The 15198-nt window shown below is 43.3% G+C and carries 15 protein-coding genes and 1 riboswitch; of the genes, 4 read left to right on the top strand and 11 right to left on the bottom strand.

All coding sequences use genetic code 11. The annotated features are described in order from the left end of the window. Nucleotide 1: 1 nt before the first annotated feature. From AWM73_RS01895 to pyrR, 5 genes are all read right to left on the bottom strand, one after another. Nucleotides 2–310 carry a thioredoxin family protein gene (locus AWM73_RS01895; protein WP_060777835.1) on the bottom strand — a complete coding sequence of 103 codons (309 nt, stop codon included), beginning with the start codon at nucleotides 308–310 and terminating at the stop codon, nucleotides 2–4. Nucleotides 311–425: 115 nt separating this feature from the next. Further along, the gene (locus tag AWM73_RS01890; RefSeq protein WP_060777834.1) at nucleotides 426–1079 is read right to left on the bottom strand and encodes a Crp/Fnr family transcriptional regulator; all 654 of its coding nucleotides are present in this window, start codon (nucleotides 1077–1079) and stop codon (nucleotides 426–428) included. Nucleotides 1080–1166: 87 nt separating this feature from the next. After that, nucleotides 1167–2423: a cation:proton antiporter gene (locus AWM73_RS01885; protein ID WP_060777833.1), complete on the bottom strand. Its 1257-nt coding sequence runs from the start codon at nucleotides 2421–2423 to the stop codon at nucleotides 1167–1169. A 324-nt stretch (nucleotides 2424–2747) separates the two neighbouring features. After that, on the bottom strand, nucleotides 2748–3314 hold the full coding sequence (gene thiT / locus AWM73_RS01880; protein ID WP_060777832.1) for an energy-coupled thiamine transporter ThiT: 567 nt from the start codon (nucleotides 3312–3314) through the stop codon (nucleotides 2748–2750). Nucleotides 3315–3364: 50 nt separating this feature from the next. Then, nucleotides 3365–3464, bottom strand: a riboswitch (TPP riboswitch). Further along, complete coding sequence (gene pyrR, locus AWM73_RS01875; RefSeq protein ID WP_255204084.1) at nucleotides 3463–3996, bottom strand: bifunctional pyr operon transcriptional regulator/uracil phosphoribosyltransferase PyrR; 534 nt, start codon at nucleotides 3994–3996, stop codon at nucleotides 3463–3465. Its footprint overlaps the riboswitch before it by 2 nt. A 155-nt stretch (nucleotides 3997–4151) precedes the next feature. Here pyrR and AWM73_RS01870 point away from each other — a divergent pair, with 155 nt between their 5' ends. The 3 genes from AWM73_RS01870 to AWM73_RS01860 all read left to right on the top strand — a co-directional run bounded on the left by AWM73_RS01870 (nucleotide 4152) and on the right by AWM73_RS01860 (nucleotide 6851). Then, nucleotides 4152–4979, top strand: a complete 828-nt coding sequence (locus tag AWM73_RS01870) for an alpha/beta hydrolase (protein ID WP_060777831.1) — start codon at nucleotides 4152–4154, stop codon at nucleotides 4977–4979. Between the two features lie 104 nt (nucleotides 4980–5083). Next, the gene (locus AWM73_RS01865; RefSeq protein ID WP_060777830.1) at nucleotides 5084–5407 is read left to right on the top strand and encodes an iron-sulfur cluster biosynthesis family protein; all 324 of its coding nucleotides are present in this window, start codon (nucleotides 5084–5086) and stop codon (nucleotides 5405–5407) included. A gap of 133 nt (nucleotides 5408–5540) precedes the next feature. Beyond that, on the top strand, nucleotides 5541–6851 hold the full coding sequence (locus AWM73_RS01860; protein WP_060777829.1) for a hydroxymethylglutaryl-CoA reductase, degradative: 1311 nt from the start codon (nucleotides 5541–5543) through the stop codon (nucleotides 6849–6851). A 256-nt stretch (nucleotides 6852–7107) separates the two neighbouring features. On the opposite strand, the gene AWM73_RS01855 is transcribed toward AWM73_RS01860, so the two are convergent. The 5 genes from AWM73_RS01855 to opp3b all read right to left on the bottom strand — a co-directional run bounded on the left by AWM73_RS01855 (nucleotide 7108) and on the right by opp3b (nucleotide 12766). Beyond that, entirely contained in the window at nucleotides 7108–8271 is a 1164-nt protein-coding gene (locus AWM73_RS01855) for a hydroxymethylglutaryl-CoA synthase (RefSeq protein WP_060777828.1), read from the bottom strand. A gap of 455 nt (nucleotides 8272–8726) precedes the next feature. Continuing rightward, nucleotides 8727–9656 carry an ABC transporter ATP-binding protein gene (locus AWM73_RS01850; protein WP_060777827.1) on the bottom strand — a complete coding sequence of 310 codons (930 nt, stop codon included), beginning with the start codon at nucleotides 9654–9656 and terminating at the stop codon, nucleotides 8727–8729. Then, nucleotides 9649–10770, bottom strand: a complete 1122-nt coding sequence (locus tag AWM73_RS01845; RefSeq protein WP_060777826.1) for an ABC transporter ATP-binding protein — start codon at nucleotides 10768–10770, stop codon at nucleotides 9649–9651. The genes AWM73_RS01850 and AWM73_RS01845 overlap by 8 nt, the downstream gene beginning before the upstream one ends. An 11-nt stretch (nucleotides 10771–10781) precedes the next feature. Then, entirely contained in the window at nucleotides 10782–11819 is a 1038-nt protein-coding gene (opp3C, locus tag AWM73_RS01840) for an oligopeptide ABC transporter permease (RefSeq protein ID WP_060777825.1), read from the bottom strand. Nucleotides 11820–11821: 2 nt separating this feature from the next. After that, on the bottom strand, nucleotides 11822–12766 hold the full coding sequence (gene opp3b, locus AWM73_RS01835; protein ID WP_013669345.1) for an oligopeptide ABC transporter permease: 945 nt from the start codon (nucleotides 12764–12766) through the stop codon (nucleotides 11822–11824). Between the two features lie 61 nt (nucleotides 12767–12827). Between opp3b and AWM73_RS01830 the strand changes: the two genes are divergently transcribed. After that, nucleotides 12828–13220 (top strand): DUF3899 domain-containing protein, encoded by a 393-nt coding sequence (locus AWM73_RS01830; RefSeq protein ID WP_082702826.1) that lies wholly within the window; start codon nucleotides 12828–12830, stop codon nucleotides 13218–13220. Nucleotides 13221–13437: 217 nt separating this feature from the next. Here the strand turns inward: AWM73_RS01830 and AWM73_RS01825 are convergent, their stop codons facing one another. Then, the gene (locus AWM73_RS01825) at nucleotides 13438–15066 is read right to left on the bottom strand and encodes a peptide ABC transporter substrate-binding protein (protein WP_060777823.1); all 1629 of its coding nucleotides are present in this window, start codon (nucleotides 15064–15066) and stop codon (nucleotides 13438–13440) included. Nucleotides 15067–15198: the final 132 nt, after the last annotated feature.

Below are 15198 nucleotides of genomic sequence, written 5' to 3'. Positions count from 1 at the left end.
ATTATTCCTCCTCTAACATTTTTTCAATCACTGGTTTTTGTTGTAAGCCCGCTTTACGGGTAATTTCATTACCGTCTTTAAAATAAACTAAGGTTGGATAGCCTTCGACGCCATATTCTTCCACGATGTCAGTATTTTCTTCAAAACTCACTTTAAGAATAGTCAGGTCATCCCCATGGCTTTTATCGATATCCTCTAAGATAAAACTTAACATTTTACAAGGGCCACAGGTCTTCGAATAGAAATCGACCAAAACATTGCCCTCAGCAATTTCAGCTTTAAAATCACCTTGTTGGTATTCTTTTATCATCTCAACACTCCTTTATTTAATGTTTGATAGCTAATTGATGATGGAGACGTTAAAGACTAGTTATAAGGCTTAACGCCATCGCATGAGTTATGAATATTTTTTGACATCAACTCCTTTACAGGTTATCCCAAATCTTCTCTTGATTAATATGGGTTAAGGCCTTCCGTGTCATTTTAAAGAAGCCCTCTTCTTCCATATGGTGTAATTCTTGGTTTAAACTGGACCGGCTGACCTTGATTAACTTGGCAAAAATTTCTTGGGTGAAGGGTAGTTCCATGTCGGGCTTTATGTCGCTCCGCCCAATTTCTAGAGAATTCTTGGAGGCAATCCAGTAACAAATCCGTTCACGAATAGTAGGATAGTTCAAGCAGGAAATGATCCGCTGGGATTCTAAGCCCCGCTCAATCAAGTGGTGGACATAGAGTTCCATACCCAAGCTGTCTTCAAAAACGATGGCTTTAAATAATTTTGCCGGTATCCAGGTAACGGTAGTGGCCCGTAAGACCACTAAATCATAGGTATAGTTTAAATTCTCGTTAAAATAAAGGTATTCCAATAGGATTGAATTGGTAAAGAAGAGTGTGGTATTTAATTCCTTACCCTCTGCCGAATAATTCACTGTTTTGAGTAAACCTTTATCGACAATGCCAATTTCAGTAATCCGTGTTCCAATGGTCTCAATCACATCGCCCTTTTTATAGCTTTCCTGGCGGGTGTGATTAATGACTTTCTCATGGTTGAGACAGTAGTCAATAAATGATGTTGACATTTTCCCATCCCCCTGTGTCTTTCAATATGGTTGGTTTGCTCCTTTTATTTTAATACAAGTTGAGTCATGTCCGCTTCGTTTCATCACTTAGCTAGGCAGTAAGTCTTCTTGCCTTGCCAATTTTTCTTTCTCCTTGCCCGCTTCGCCGAGTTTTCGATAAACCATGCCGGCTAGGGGGAGAGAAATAATTTCAATGATTAGGGCAGCGGCTGAAATTGTGATCTGTAAGAGATTAGCTAACTCAGGGTAAACCCCCATCAAATTATAGGCAGCAATCCCAGCAAACATAATCGAGACCCCCGAGTGAGGCATCATAATGATTCCCATATACTTTTCAACGACCTTGGGGGCATGACTGATTTTGGCACCCAGATAACAACCCAAGTATTTGCCTAAAGCCCTAATCAAGATATAGGCCACCATTAGCATGCCACCGTCAAATAGGGCTGCTGGATTCAGGTGAATCGATAGGTTGACAATGAAAATCATTAAGGCATAAGAGTGAACTGGGCCGAGATCCATTTGCAAGCTCGGTACTTTCTCAGGATCCACCACGTTCATAAAGGCGCATGAGCCCGCGATCCCGGCTAATAAGGACATCATCTGAGTTTCAGTGAAGACATGCCAGTTCAAATAATTATCTAAGGCATAAATGACTAGCATGGAGAACAAATAGATAAGGAAGCTTTGCTGTTTGGAAGCGCCTTTTCCTACTAATTTCCCTGCGACCAGTCCGATTACCCCACCCAAGAGAATCGGAGCTAAGATCATAATCAGTAATGAGCCCAAGACGGAAGTGGAACTTTCGTTTAAGACCGCTCCAATAATCGATACTAGGGGGAAGAAGACAATGTTAACCATCACTGAGTTAAAAGCCGTCATCGATGGCACTGAATCAGATAAGGGGCCGGAACAATCATACTGTTCCACCACTGAGACTGGAGGTGCCGGTGCAGTCGCAATAGCGATCCCCCCAAAGAGTAAGGCAGCAATGATGGGTAGACCTAAGAGGTGAAGAATAAGGGCAAAAGATCCCGTCACCACTGCAAAGGTTACCACCAGGTCAGATATTCCCATGGCGAAGACTTTACTGATGGAATCCTTGATGTCACGGTAAACTAACTTATAGCCCACCATCGACCCCACTAGAATTTGCATAAGTACCATCAGTGATTGATAGACCTTGGTTGAAATTAGTTCAGGGCTTAAAAGGTTTAGCCCGTGCTCTCCGAGAAACATGGCCACAATCAACCAACCAATGATGGCTGGGAATTTGATTTTCTTAGCCAGTTCTCCGGCAAAATAAGCAATAAGCATTGCCAGTAAGAAACGAAGAACAAACACATTGAACACTCCTTTCCAATATTTTTCTTAAATCCTCTATTACTTATTGGTCGTTATAGCCTTCTCACTTTGGGTAAAAAATATAGTTCATAACTTCACATACTTAACTAAAAAAAGAGAGAAAGCTTTCAGCTAGGCTTTAACTTTAGTTATCCTTTTCACAAAATATTATAGCAAACGCTTTCTTATTAAAGTGTTTGCGCGCCAACAATTCCATAAAATCTTTCTTTTTGTCAAAAAATCAGTCTCAGTCAATAAAAAGACGCCCTCTCAAAGGACGTCTCAGAACAATAATTCCATCTAAGCAATTGTTAAAATTGCTCTTTAATCTTCTGGATTTAAGAGCCTGGGGGCATTATTAAATAATAAAGCCACCACTAAAGCCCCTACTAGCCAGGTAAAGAAACCGGTAGGTACATTGACAATGGTCGTATACCACCAAGCATTCATCCCTTCTGGGGCATAAGAAGACCAGAAGGCATAGCCGGCATACCAATGGATAAAGTATTGGGCCACCATCCCAATAAAGGTCGCTGAAAAGATACCGATCCAAAGCCCTTTTTTATCTCCTTCTAGCCCTGCTTTCTTGACCCGACTAGCTAAGAGTCCCGTTAAGCCTGCTAACATAAAGGCGAAGAAGTATTCAAGGAAAACTTGGAAAGGGGTTAGAATGGTGGCTTGACCAGTGATTAATTGCAAAAGCCCAAACAGGAAACCGGCAGCAAAACCGCTCTTTATCCCACGTCTTAAAGAGATCAAATAAATGGGAATAACCCCTAAGTTTACCCCAATACCTACTCCATTGGTGGTCGGTAATAGACCTAATAAATAAGCCAAGACCGCTACCATAGCAACTTCTAATAAAACTCTTACTTGTTTACTTTGTCCCATAATTATAAAGTCCTTTCCTAGCAAAAAACAGGTAAGAGAAAATGCCTCTTACCTGTTTTTGTGCACTTTCTTCCGCTAGTATTACCTAGTCTCAAGTTCAAAGGGTCTGTAAAATACATCTCAGCCATAAAGGCTCCCCTAGTAGCAACTATTTAATTATATATACTGCATCCTTACTGTCGAGTTCCCGCATCTTCACCCGAATTTTCTCTTGCCGGGAAGTGGGAATGTTTTTACCAACAATATCAGCACGAATCGGTAATTCCCGGTGGCCCCGGTCAATAAGTGTGACTAAAGAGATCTTGCTTGGACGCCCATGATCCATCAAGGCATCCATCGTCGCCCGAATGGTCCGACCAGTCATGAGGACATCATCACAGATAAAGATGTGTTTACCATTCACATCAAAGTCCAACTGGGATAAGTCTTTGACCAACTGATCCTTTTCCTGGTCGAGGTCATCACGGTAAGCACGAACATCCAATTCCCCATAAAAGACATCAGCCTCTTCTAACTGGTTGATGCGGTCCTTAATCCGGTTAGCAATAATTGCTCCGCGGGTTTTAATCCCTACGATGGCTAAATTAGCGGTACCATGGTTGCGCTCCAAAATCTCATAGCTCATTCGCGTTAAGGCGCGCTTCATTTCTGCTTCGTTGAGAAGCTCGACTTCTGTTGCCAAGGCATCTCCCCCTTATCCTTTATTCTACACATCATTGTAGCGAAATATTGTGAAGTCTGCAATTATTTCTTAACCTTGAGCACCTTCAGGGGGATTGCGCTTGCTTAATCCCCCTGGGTCAAGTATGCTAGTAGCACATTAAGCGGAGGTAAATCATGTTCAATGCCGATTATTATTATCTAAAAATGAAAACCCACTACTTAAGCTTGCCCTATTCCGGCAAGAAGCGGCGGGTGCGAGTCCTACTCCCTAAAAATTACCAGCAGGAATCCGCGTCCTATCCAGTTGTTTACATGCATGACGGACAAAATGTCTTTTATAGTAAGGAGTCCTTCCTAGGCTATTCCTGGAAGGTCATCCCTACCCTCAAGCGTAATCCCGATTTAGCCAAGATGATTGTGGTCGGGATCGACAATGACCCTCAAACTCGCTCGGATGATTATAATGCTTGGAGCTTTGAAAATCCTAGTGACCCTAAGGCAAGGCCCTTGGGGGGTTTAGGCAATGATTTTAGTGACTTCATTATGAAGGTGGTTAAACCCTTTATCGACCAGACCTATCGGACTAAAACCGATAAAAACCATACGGCCATGATTGGGTCTTCTTTTGGGGCCAATATTACCGCCTATATGGGAATTAAGTATGCCGATCAGATTGGCCGCTTGGGGATTTTTTCCCTAGCCCAATGGATCGTTCAAGAACCCTTTGATCGCTATCTCAAGTCACAAAGCTTAGACCCCGAGCAAAAAATCTACCTCCAAGTCGGCAGCAAAGAAGGCGATGATACCGATCGTCTCTTTATCCAAGGCAATATGGCCCAAGCCTATATCGACGCTTCCCTCCACTACCAAGCTTTGCTTATCGCAGGAGGGATTCCAGTAGAAAATATTGACTTCAACATCTATGTGGATGAAGAGCATAATGAATATTACTGGGCCAAACACCTCCCCGACTGTCTCCGTTTTCTCAGTAGCGACTGGTGAAGTATGAAAACGTTTTAAAAATTATTTTTAGGCTTTTCCGACTAAACTGCTCACGAATTCTGATATAATCATCCTTATAAGAGTTGTTGTGAGGAGGATATGCCATGAAGTTATTTTTCACCCAGAAAGCCATACAACAGTTACAAAACTTAGATCGTTTCCATAATATTTGCCTAACAACCTCCGATGAAACAGGTCATACCAGCCACAGAGCCTATCGGAGTTTGGTCTTACAAACCAATGCGCCTACTTTTGAAAACTTTGATGAGGTCCTTGAAACGCATATCGGTCAAATCCATGTCACAACACAGGCCCTCAGCATATTAGGCAATGACAACCGGATAGATTTTGATGAATTTCGGCAAGTTTTTGTCCTCTTAACTGACGATCAAATAGTCGATGATAATCTCTATTGCATCGACCATTAATATCGACTTACTATTGATTAATGCAGTAATGCCCCATAAACTAGAAGTTGGAAGTAATCCCCAACTTCTTTTTTTATGAAAAAGTAATAAAGCTTACCCCTTCACTTATAAACAAAGCACTTAGGAGGTTATCATGACTCAAGTGAATTTACAGGGCTTCTACCGCCTCCCCCTAGAGGAACGCCTGGCCCGCTTAAATGAGCTCCACTTTATTAGTGATGAAGAAAAGGACTATCTCAAGAATAACCAGGGCTTGCCCCTAGACTTGGCAGATAAGATGGTTGAAAATCTCATTGGAACTTATTTCCTACCCCTGGGACTGGCTATGAACTTTGTTATCAACCAAAAAGACTACTTAGTTCCCATGGCAATCGAAGAACCTAGTGTCATCGCAGCAGCCAGTTACGCCGCTAAAATGGCTAAGGCAGGCGGCGGCTTCCATAGCGAGGTCTTGAACCGGCAAATGACAGGGCAAATGGTCTTCTTAGGCTTAGACCAAGCCAAGCAAGCTGAAATCTGGGCCACTTACATCAAAGACCACCGAGACGAACTCATCCAGTTAGCCAACCAGGCCCATCCCAGTCTCAGCCGACGGGGCGGAGGTGTACGCCAGTTAGAAACAGCCTACTATCCCAAGGCAGATGAGCCATTTTTTGTGGTCTATATGACGGTAGATACCCAAGAAGCCATGGGCGCCAATATGATGAATACCATGCTGGAATCCTTAGCCAGTCACATTGAAGCACTTAGTCAAAAGGATGAGTCACTACCCCGTCTAGAAAAATTAATGGCTATTTTAAGCAACTTAGCTACCCAATGTCTGGCTAAGGCCACTTGTCAAATCCCTATTGAGGCATTGGCTAAGCCTGGTCAAGATCCTAAGAAAGTAGCTAAGCGGATTAGTCAAGCTAGCCAACTCGCCCAAGTCGATCCTTACCGGGCCACTACCCACAATAAAGGGATTATGAATGGTGTCGATGCCCTAGTCATCGCTAGCGGTAACGACTGGCGGGCGGTGGAGGCAGCCTGTCACGCCTATGCCAGCCAATCCGGACAATACCGGGGCCTGGCCCAATGGGACTACCTTGAAGATCAGGGCCTATTAGCTGGAGAGATCACCCTCCCCTTGGCCTTAGGAAGTGTCGGTGGATCAATCAAAATTCACCCTGCTGCTAAAGTCGTCCATCATTTACTCGACCAGCCCAGTGCTAGGGACTTAATGAAGATTGTAGCTGCCCTCGGTTTGGCTCAAAACCTAGCAGCACTGAGGGCGCTGGTCATTGAAGGCATCCAAGCGGGGCACATGTCACTACAAGCCCGATCGCTGGCTATCGCTGTAGGTGCCCAGGGCGCTGAAGTCGACCAGGTCAGTCAAGCCTTACAAAAAGCCAAACATATGGATCGGCAAAACGCCAAGGCTATTTTAGATGACCTCCGTCAATAAGCCTGGGGGTTAAATAAGAGAAATTTCCACTAAAAAAGGGACCGTCTGAGGCAGTCCCTTTTAAAATATAAACTCTTTAATCAAAACCTGCTCCAAGCGCAAGACAAGCATCCACTTCACTAAAGATCGACGAATTCTCTTTGAGAATTCTTTCTTCCTTTAGTTCCAGTTGCTATAGCTGTTCGAAGCGCAAGCGAGTTACAGATATAGTATGCGAAGCGGTTCAGGGCTCTTTTGACTTTTGTCGCACTCTTCCTTATTTACCATAAATACGTTTATGGTCTTTTAGGCCGAGTAGTCGGTAGTCATCTTGGTCGCCGTGGGCTGGGATGCTTTGCTGACTACCGTCACTAAGGAGGTCTTCTTGAAAGAGGGCTTCATATTCAGGAATGGAAAGTTTTTGTCGCTCAGCAAATTGTCGGCGGTGTTTGTCCCCTTCTAGGTAATCTTGGTAATTAGCTTCAAGGTTCATGGAGAAAAATTCGGCCATCGCTCCCGAACCGTAACTATACAGGCCAATGAGGTCACCTGCTTGCAAAGAAGTATCGTTTTCCAATAAACTAATCAAACTGAGGTATAAGGACCCTGTGTAAATATTTCCTACCCGGCGATTATAGGCCCGACTGGCTTCAAAGGATTCCTCCCACTCTTCTAGTGGTTCATCCTTAGCCTTTTGGGTGAGGTGTTTTAAACCTTTTAAGCCTAGTTTGGTGTAAGGCAGGTGGAAGCAGAAAGCAGCAAAGTCATCCAGCTGGTGGCCGGAAAGTGCCTGGTGGTCAGCCCAAACTTGGTCTAGGGCATTAAGGTATTGGTCATTGGAATAGTGTCCATCCACATGGGCCAAGCGCGAATAATTAGGCCGCCAGAAATCCATGACATCAATGGTATAATAAGTCGCATCGTCATTGACACTAAGGATCCTAGGATTGGCAGTAATTAATAAGGCCACTGCCCCAGCGCCTTGAGTGGCTTCCCCTGCAGTGTTTAAGCCGTAGCGGGCAATATCACTGGTGAGAACCAGGGCCTTGGCTTGGGGGCGTTTAGCGATATGGTTGACGGCAGTCTGTAGGGCAAAGGTCCCCCCATAACATGCTTCTTTAACTTCGATACAACGCGCTTTGGGATTGATGCCTAATAAGTGGTGGATATAGATGGCCCCAGCCTTGGATTGGTCAATCCCCGATTCAGTGGCAAGAATCACTAAATCGATAGCCTCCTTGTCTTGGTCGGTCAGAATGGCTGCCGCAGCATTAGCAGCCATAGAAACCGTATCTTGAGACAAAGGGGCAAAGGCTTGCTGGTCTTGGCCTAAACCCAGCAGATACTTATTGGGGTCCGTTTGGCGCGCCTCAGCCAAGTCCCGCATTTCAATATATTGCTTTGGAATATAGAAATTATACTTATCAATACCAATTTTCATACTAGCAGTCCCTCGATTTAATTTATTGTTTTTAGTGTTATTCTTTCAGAAACTTTATTCTATCATAGTTTTAAGGGATATTTATTTTTGAGCGCTTTTTTAAGAAAAAACGAAACTTTTCCCTTTTTAGAGAATAGACCGACTCTGCTTATTCATTAAAGTCAGATCTTCTTTATGGTATAATCAAGAAAAGTCTGACCTGGGTCATAAAGGAGGAAAAATAATGGCAGTTACTAAAGCACAAAAAGCCCGCAACCGTAAAATTCTCTGGTACATTATCTTAATTGCTGGACTTCTATTCCAAAGCTACCTACAACGGAACCAAGAAGATTAAAACAGTAATCGCTAAAACTTCGCCATAACCATGACGGAGTTTTTTTGTTCAGAAGCCTTAGAAAAATCTCCACAAAAAAGCTGCAGAAGCCTTTGCCTCTGCAGCTTTTTCTTGTTTTACATTATTTATAATTCGCTTTATATTGTTCAGCTTCTTCAGGGCTACAGTAAACGTAGTGTCCTGGGACAATTTCATGCATGCTTTCATTGCCGGTAAAGTCCGCGTGGTCATATGGGATCCGTTTCCGGTTACGTTCATGAATAGGATCCGGTTGCGGCACGGCTGATAATAGACTCTTGGTATAAGGGTGTAGGGCATGGTAGTAGAGTTCATCAGAATCTGCTAACTCGACTAACTTTCCTCGGTACATAACCCCTATCCGGTTAGAGATATATTTCACCATGGACAAGTCATGGGCAATAAAGAGATAGGTCAAGTTAAACTCTTTTTGCAAGCGTTGCATCAAGTTGACCACTTGGGCCTGAATCGAAACGTCCAAGGCTGAAATCGGTTCGTCAGCAATAATCATTTTAGGGTTAACCGCTAGGGCACGGGCAATACCGATCCGTTGTCGTTGCCCCCCAGAAAATTCGTGAGGATAACGAGAAGCATGGTCAGGCTTCAAACCAACCACCTCAAGTAATTGCTTGACTCTTTCCTTGGCTTCCGCTTCACTATTACAGATCTTGTGAATTTCTAACCCCTCAGCAATGATGTCTTCAACCTTCATCCGCGGATTCAAGGAAGCATAGGGATCTTGGAAGATCATTTGAATGTCTTTTCTAAAGGCTAATTCATCTTGGCGCTTCTTAATGGCCGCAATATCCTTGCCTTCAAAGAGAATTTCCCCGTCAGTTGGCTGATATAGGCGCATGATGGCCCGCCCAGTTGTGGTCTTACCAGAACCTGATTCGCCAACCAGACCAAATGTTTCCCCTTCATAAATGTCGAAGGAAATGTCATCGACACCACGCACTTCATTCTTTTGCCCCACATTAAAATATTGTTTTAAGTGATGAACTTCTAAGAGAGGTTTTTCTTGCTTAGTCATGGGCGACCTCCTTTTGTGCGGCTTGCTTATGGGCTTGGTCAAGTACGCCTGTGCTGGTACCATTTTCTTCTACTAGTCCCTCTGCCACTAATTGTTGATAGGTTTCAAAGCGAGAACTGATTTCTTCAGGAACCGTCACTGCTGGGCAATCGGGATGAAGTAACCAAGTAGCCGCAAAGTGGGTATTAGAAACTTGGAACATTGGCGGTTGTTCTTCATAGTCGATAGCCATAGCGTAGTCACTCCGCAAGGCAAAGGCGTCTCCCTTAGGTGGATCTAATAAGTCCGGTGGGGTCCCAGGGATAGAAAGTAGCTTACCCTCCGTATCTAGGGTTGGCATGGAGGTAATTAAGCCCCAAGTATAAGGATGTTGAGGATTATAGAAAATCTCATCAACCGTTCCATATTCCACAATCTTCCCAGCATACATCACCGCTACCCGGTCAGCTACATTAGCCACCACACCCAAGTCGTGGGTAATGAAGATAATTGATGTGCTTGAGGTGGTTTGGAGTTCCTTCATCAATTCTAGGATTTGAGCTTGAATGGTCACATCCAGAGCGGTAGTTGGTTCATCAGCGATCAGAATTTCAGGCCGACAAGCTAGGGCAATAGCAATAACAATTCTTTGCCGTTGTCCGCCAGAGAATTGGTGGGGGTAATCGCGCATCCGGTCCTTGGCATTAGGAATTCCCACTTGCTCTAAGAGTTCCAAGGCCCGCTTGTTAGCTTCTTCCTTAGACGCATTTTGGTGGAGGCGGATCGGCTCGGCCACTTGGTCACCAATCCGCATAACTGGGTTTAGGGAAGTCATCGGATCTTGGAAGATCATGGCAATGTCTTCTCCACGAATCGCCTGCATTTCTTTGTCAGTTTTTTCCAGTAAGTTTTCATTTCTGAAATTGACCTCACCGCCGTTAACCACGGCATTGTTGGCTAAGAGACGCATCACTGTTCTAACCGTTACGGATTTTCCTGAGCCCGATTCACCAACAATGGCTAGAGTTTCGCCTTTTTTCAATTCAAAACTTACCCCGCGAATGGCTTGGACTTGACCAGCAAAGGTATCGAAACCAATTTCTAGATCTTTTACTTCTAGTACATTTTCACTCATTTGCTCGCCTCCTAATCCGTTGTTTTTGGATCAAGTGCATCTCTTAATCCGTTTGCTAGCATATTAAATGAAATCATAACGATACAGAGGACACCCGCTGGATACCACATCAAGTGAGGTAGGAAGCGGAAGGTCTTATAACCATCGTTAATCAGTGTCCCTAAGGATGCTTGAGGGGCTGGAATCCCTAAACCAATAAAGCTCAAGAAGGCTTCAAAGAAGATGGCTGAAGGAATGGAGAAGATGGTTTGAATAATAACCACCCCAGCAATATTAGGCAGAATATGCTTGAGGGCAATCTTGAAAGGAGATTCTCCTAGACTCCGTGCCGCTAAAACATATTCACTGGTTTTAATCTTCAGGGTTTCTGCCCGGACTAAACGTGCCATGGTAATCCACTCGGTCAAGGCTAGGGAAATAATAATGGATGAGATCCCTGGACGTAAGACCAGTAATAAGAGGATAACTACCACTAAGTTAGGCACCCCAGACATTACTTCTAGAATACGTTGCATCAAGTTGTCGACCTTGCCGCCCATCCAACCGGAAACAATCCCGTAAGGCACCCCAATTAAGAGGTTCAAGAGTGCGGCAACCACCCCGATAAAGAGGGAAACGCGAGTCCCGTAGAGAATCCGCGATAACAAGTCACGTCCTAAAGCATCCGTTCCTAGGTAGAAGTATTGACCATCAGGAACACCAGCCTTAGCATAAGCATCAACCGCTGCGCCAGCCACTTTTGTTTTACCATCGAACCAGGACAAGGCTTCCAAGCCTGGAATCTTAGGAGGTAAGTTGGCAAATTGGGCATTTTGGGCAGCATAGTCATGAGGAGCTAAAACCGGAGCTAATAAGGCAATAATAGCGACAATAATTAAAATAACTAAAGAAACAACCGCCGCCTTATTCTTCTTTAAGCGCCGCCATGCATCTTGAATAAAACTCAAGGATGGAGCTGAGATAGTTTCAGCGGATAAATAATCCTCATGGTTAACCGGGCGGAAGCTTTCTTTACTCATTTTAGGATAAGCTTTGGTATTTTCAGCCATTCTTAACGCCCTCCTTCAGTACTTACACGGATACGTGGGTCAATGATTCCGTATAGGATATCAACAATTAATAGGATAACCACCAAGGCGGTTGAGTAGAACATGGTCACACCCATAATGGTTGGGTAGTCATTAGTGGTAATGGATTTAACAAATTGTTCCCCAATCCCTGGGATAGCAAAGATATTCTCCACCACCATGGAACCAGTCATCAAGGCCACAGACAGAGGCCCGAGGATGGTTACCAAAGGAATCAAGGCATTCCGTACCCCATGTTTAAAGGCCACCTTGGTTTGACTAAGTCCCTTAGCCCGAGCTAATTCGATATAGTCAGAATTCAAGACATCCACCATCTCAGTACGCACAAAACGCGCTGAGTTGGCCAATGGCGAAATCGAAAGCGCAATGGTCGGTAAGACTGAGGACCACAAGCCGCTATCCCATAGAGCAATCGGGAACCAGCCCAGCTTAACAGCAAAAATCAGCTGTAAGAGGACGGCGAAAACAAAGTTAGGGATCGATTGCCCTAGGATCGAGAGAAAGGTTAGTCCGGAATCAATCCAAGTATTCCGATACATGGCTGAAATAACCCCAAAAATAGTCCCAATCACGGTCCCTACCAGTAAGGCTTGGGCCCCTAATTGGATGGAAGGCCAAATCCGAGCGCCTAATAATTCAGACACAGGGGTATTATTAAATTGGAATGACACCCCAAAGTCGCCCTTCAGCATTCCTAAAATATAGCGAATATATTGCACAAATACTGGGTCGTTTAAGCCATAACGTTCATTCATAATATAAATCTGCTCAGGAGAAAGCTTATCTTCATTAGTATAAGGCGTTCCCGGTAAGAGCTTCATTAAGAAAAATGTGATCGTTGCAATTAGAAATAAGGTCAAAACCATAAAGAATATTCTTCTTAATAGAAACTTGCCATATGATTTCATAAATTGCGCCACCTCCTAATTTATGGTAAATTTAATAACATTGAAAATCACAATATAAGGAATGATATCAACTATGAAAAAAAATAAAGGCCTTCTTTTGGTCAGTATATTAAGTATCTTGCCACTCCTTCAATTACTGATTGAGTCCAGCTATCCATGGGCCAGACGCTTAAGTGACAGTTACTTTATACTTTCCGCTTGTTTTTTGATTCCCTCCCTTGCTGGTTGGATATTAAAAGCCGGTACCTTTGATACGTTTCAATCCATGTGGAAGAAATATGGCCCGAGGCTGTGGAAGGCAGCTCCCGATCCATCTCCAGTCAGCACAGAAGATTCTGACAAAGAAAACTATCTGTCGACTCACATCGGACCTTGGTACCGCAAAGGTCTAGCCATAGGAAGTTTTTTCCTAGTTTTATCACTTGTATTCCTATTACTATACTACTTATTTTAGAGAATTGCATCTACTTTTTATGGCTTAAAAGTAGCCTTTAATCTGTTTGAGTGTATAGAAATCTTATCATAGTATTCCTTACGTGATATATTCTAACAAAGACAAAAGAGGCTTGCTAGAGCCTCTTTTTAATTTTGCCTCATTCATCCTTCAATTTTATAGATCAAGCTTGATTCGATGAAGGATATCTATGCTTCATTATTTAAACTCAGATTGCTTATTCAAAGTAAGCGGTTCTGAAGTCATATTCGAGGTTAACTGGGCGGAAAGTAATGCCTTTAAGATTTGGATTACGTAATTGGGTTTCTACCTCTTGATAGAGAACCAAGACCGCTTTGTCATCAGAGAGAATCTTTTGAGCTTCTTTAAAGTCTTCCCAACGTGTTTTAGGATCGTTAGCATCTTGGTTGCCTGCTCTCTCTACGACCTTATCGTATTCAGGATTCTTATAGTGCCCTTGATTGTAGAAATTATCAGATTTGAAAAGGTCATAGAAGTTGCTTGCATCCGCATAGTCAGCTCCCCAACCGGTGATAACAAGATCAAAGTTTCCTTCAGCCACTTGACTCATTCGGTTCTTCTTAGGCACGTTAGTAATTTCTACCTTAACTCCTGGCATATTTTCTTCAATTTGCCCTTGGATATATTGGGATTCCTTCTTGGACTTCTCATCATCATCAGCCAGTAAGCGGATAGTCACTTGGTCTTGACCGAGTTCAGACTTAGCCTTTTCCCAATGTTCTTTGGCCTTGCTCTTATCCGCAAATTTTTCATTACCGTATTCACTGACGAAGTCTTCCCCGGTTTCAGGATTAGCGACAAAGTTTTCTGGCACAAAGGTTGAAAGTCCCTTAGAACCGTCCCCAATAATTTGTTGGGTCAATTCATCATTGTCGATCGCATAGTCAACAGCTTGACGGAAGTTGCGGTTAGCTAAGACCTTGTTCTCATAGTTAAGTTGTAAGTAACGGGTCCGAGCTTTCTCTTGTTGAACAGCGTTCGGATGGTCAGCAAATTGTTTAACAGTTTCACCGGTCAATAGTGAGTTGTCGACTTTTTTAGAATCAAAGAGGTTAACGTTCGTTGAGACTTCTTTCATGACTTGGACGTCAATATTATCCACTTTGACTTGGTCCTTATTATAGTAGTCTGGATTCTTTTCCAATTTCCACTCTAAGCCCGATCCGTCCCATTCCACCATCTTGTATGGGCCGCTAGCAATCGAATTTTCGGCTGAACTACCATAACGGTCACCCTTTTCTTCCACGAATTTTTGGTTAGTTGGGAAGAAAGGCACAAAGGATAAGAGGTGTTCCAAATATGGCGTTGGTTTGGACAAGTTAATTTCAATGGTATGGTCATCCAAGGCTTTAACGCCAATTTCTTCAGGAGCTTTCTTGCCCTCAGCAATTTCTGGGCCATTGACAAAGTTCTCTAAGAGATAAGAATAAGCTGCCCCAGTTTTTGGATCAGCCAGGCGACGAATGGCATAGACAAAGTCATGGGCAGTCACGGGGTCCCCGTTCGACCACTTGGCATCGTCACGCATCTTGACGGTATAAGTCAGACCGTCTTCTGACTTTTCTGGCATTTCCTTGGCTAAGGCTGGTTGAACTTCATTCTTTTCATTTTCCCAATAGAGCCCTTCCTGGACTAAGCCAATATAGTTTGCCGCGTTAATATCCATTACAGTCCCAGAATCGAGTGTCGATAGTTCGGTATTAACGGCGTAGTTAATGGTCGAATTTTTTCCACTCTTGTTTCCTGCACTTTCTTGTCCACTACAAGCTGCCAAGAAAAGGCTAGCAGCCGTGGCAAGGAGCAAAGCACTACGTTTTAGTTTCATATTTATCTCCCCTTAAAAATTTATTTAACTAATAAAATACCCTATTAGAGATAAATTGTCAAACTATTTTGAATATTTTTTAAATGAATAAATACAGCTGTTTTTGAAAAAGCTTCCTTTTATAAGAAGTGA

The sequence above is a fragment of the Aerococcus urinae genome, assembly GCF_001543175.1.
GTDB classification, from domain to species: domain Bacteria; phylum Bacillota; class Bacilli; order Lactobacillales; family Aerococcaceae; genus Aerococcus; species Aerococcus urinae.
Note: the sequence above shows the minus strand (reverse complement) of the source record. Positions and strands in the feature narration are given on the sequence as shown.

Bases quoted from the DNA above. Each gene is read 5' to 3' on its own strand.
- AWM73_RS01830 (WP_082702826.1), top strand. From the start codon at position 12,828: ATGATATCAACTATGAAAAAAAATAAAGGCCTTCTTTTGGTCAGTATA.
- opp3C (WP_060777825.1), bottom strand. From the start codon at position 11,819: ATGGCTGAAAATACCAAAGCTTATCCTAAAATGAGTAAAGAAAGCTTC.
- AWM73_RS01850 (WP_060777827.1), bottom strand. From the start codon at position 9,656: ATGACTAAGCAAGAAAAACCTCTCTTAGAAGTTCATCACTTAAAACAA.
- AWM73_RS01865 (WP_060777830.1), top strand. From the start codon at position 5,084: ATGAAGTTATTTTTCACCCAGAAAGCCATACAACAGTTACAAAACTTA.
- AWM73_RS01860 (WP_060777829.1), top strand. From the start codon at position 5,541: ATGACTCAAGTGAATTTACAGGGCTTCTACCGCCTCCCCCTAGAGGAA.
- opp3b (WP_013669345.1), bottom strand. From the start codon at position 12,766: ATGAAATCATATGGCAAGTTTCTATTAAGAAGAATATTCTTTATGGTT.
- AWM73_RS01855 (WP_060777828.1), bottom strand. From the start codon at position 8,271: ATGAAAATTGGTATTGATAAGTATAATTTCTATATTCCAAAGCAATAT.
- AWM73_RS01845 (WP_060777826.1), bottom strand. From the start codon at position 10,770: ATGAGTGAAAATGTACTAGAAGTAAAAGATCTAGAAATTGGTTTCGAT.
- AWM73_RS01870 (WP_060777831.1), top strand. From the start codon at position 4,152: ATGTTCAATGCCGATTATTATTATCTAAAAATGAAAACCCACTACTTA.
- AWM73_RS01890 (WP_060777834.1), bottom strand. From the start codon at position 1,079: ATGTCAACATCATTTATTGACTACTGTCTCAACCATGAGAAAGTCATT.
- thiT (WP_060777832.1), bottom strand. From the start codon at position 3,314: ATGGGACAAAGTAAACAAGTAAGAGTTTTATTAGAAGTTGCTATGGTA.
- AWM73_RS01895 (WP_060777835.1), bottom strand. From the start codon at position 310: ATGATAAAAGAATACCAACAAGGTGATTTTAAAGCTGAAATTGCTGAG.
- AWM73_RS01825 (WP_060777823.1), bottom strand. From the start codon at position 15,066: ATGAAACTAAAACGTAGTGCTTTGCTCCTTGCCACGGCTGCTAGCCTT.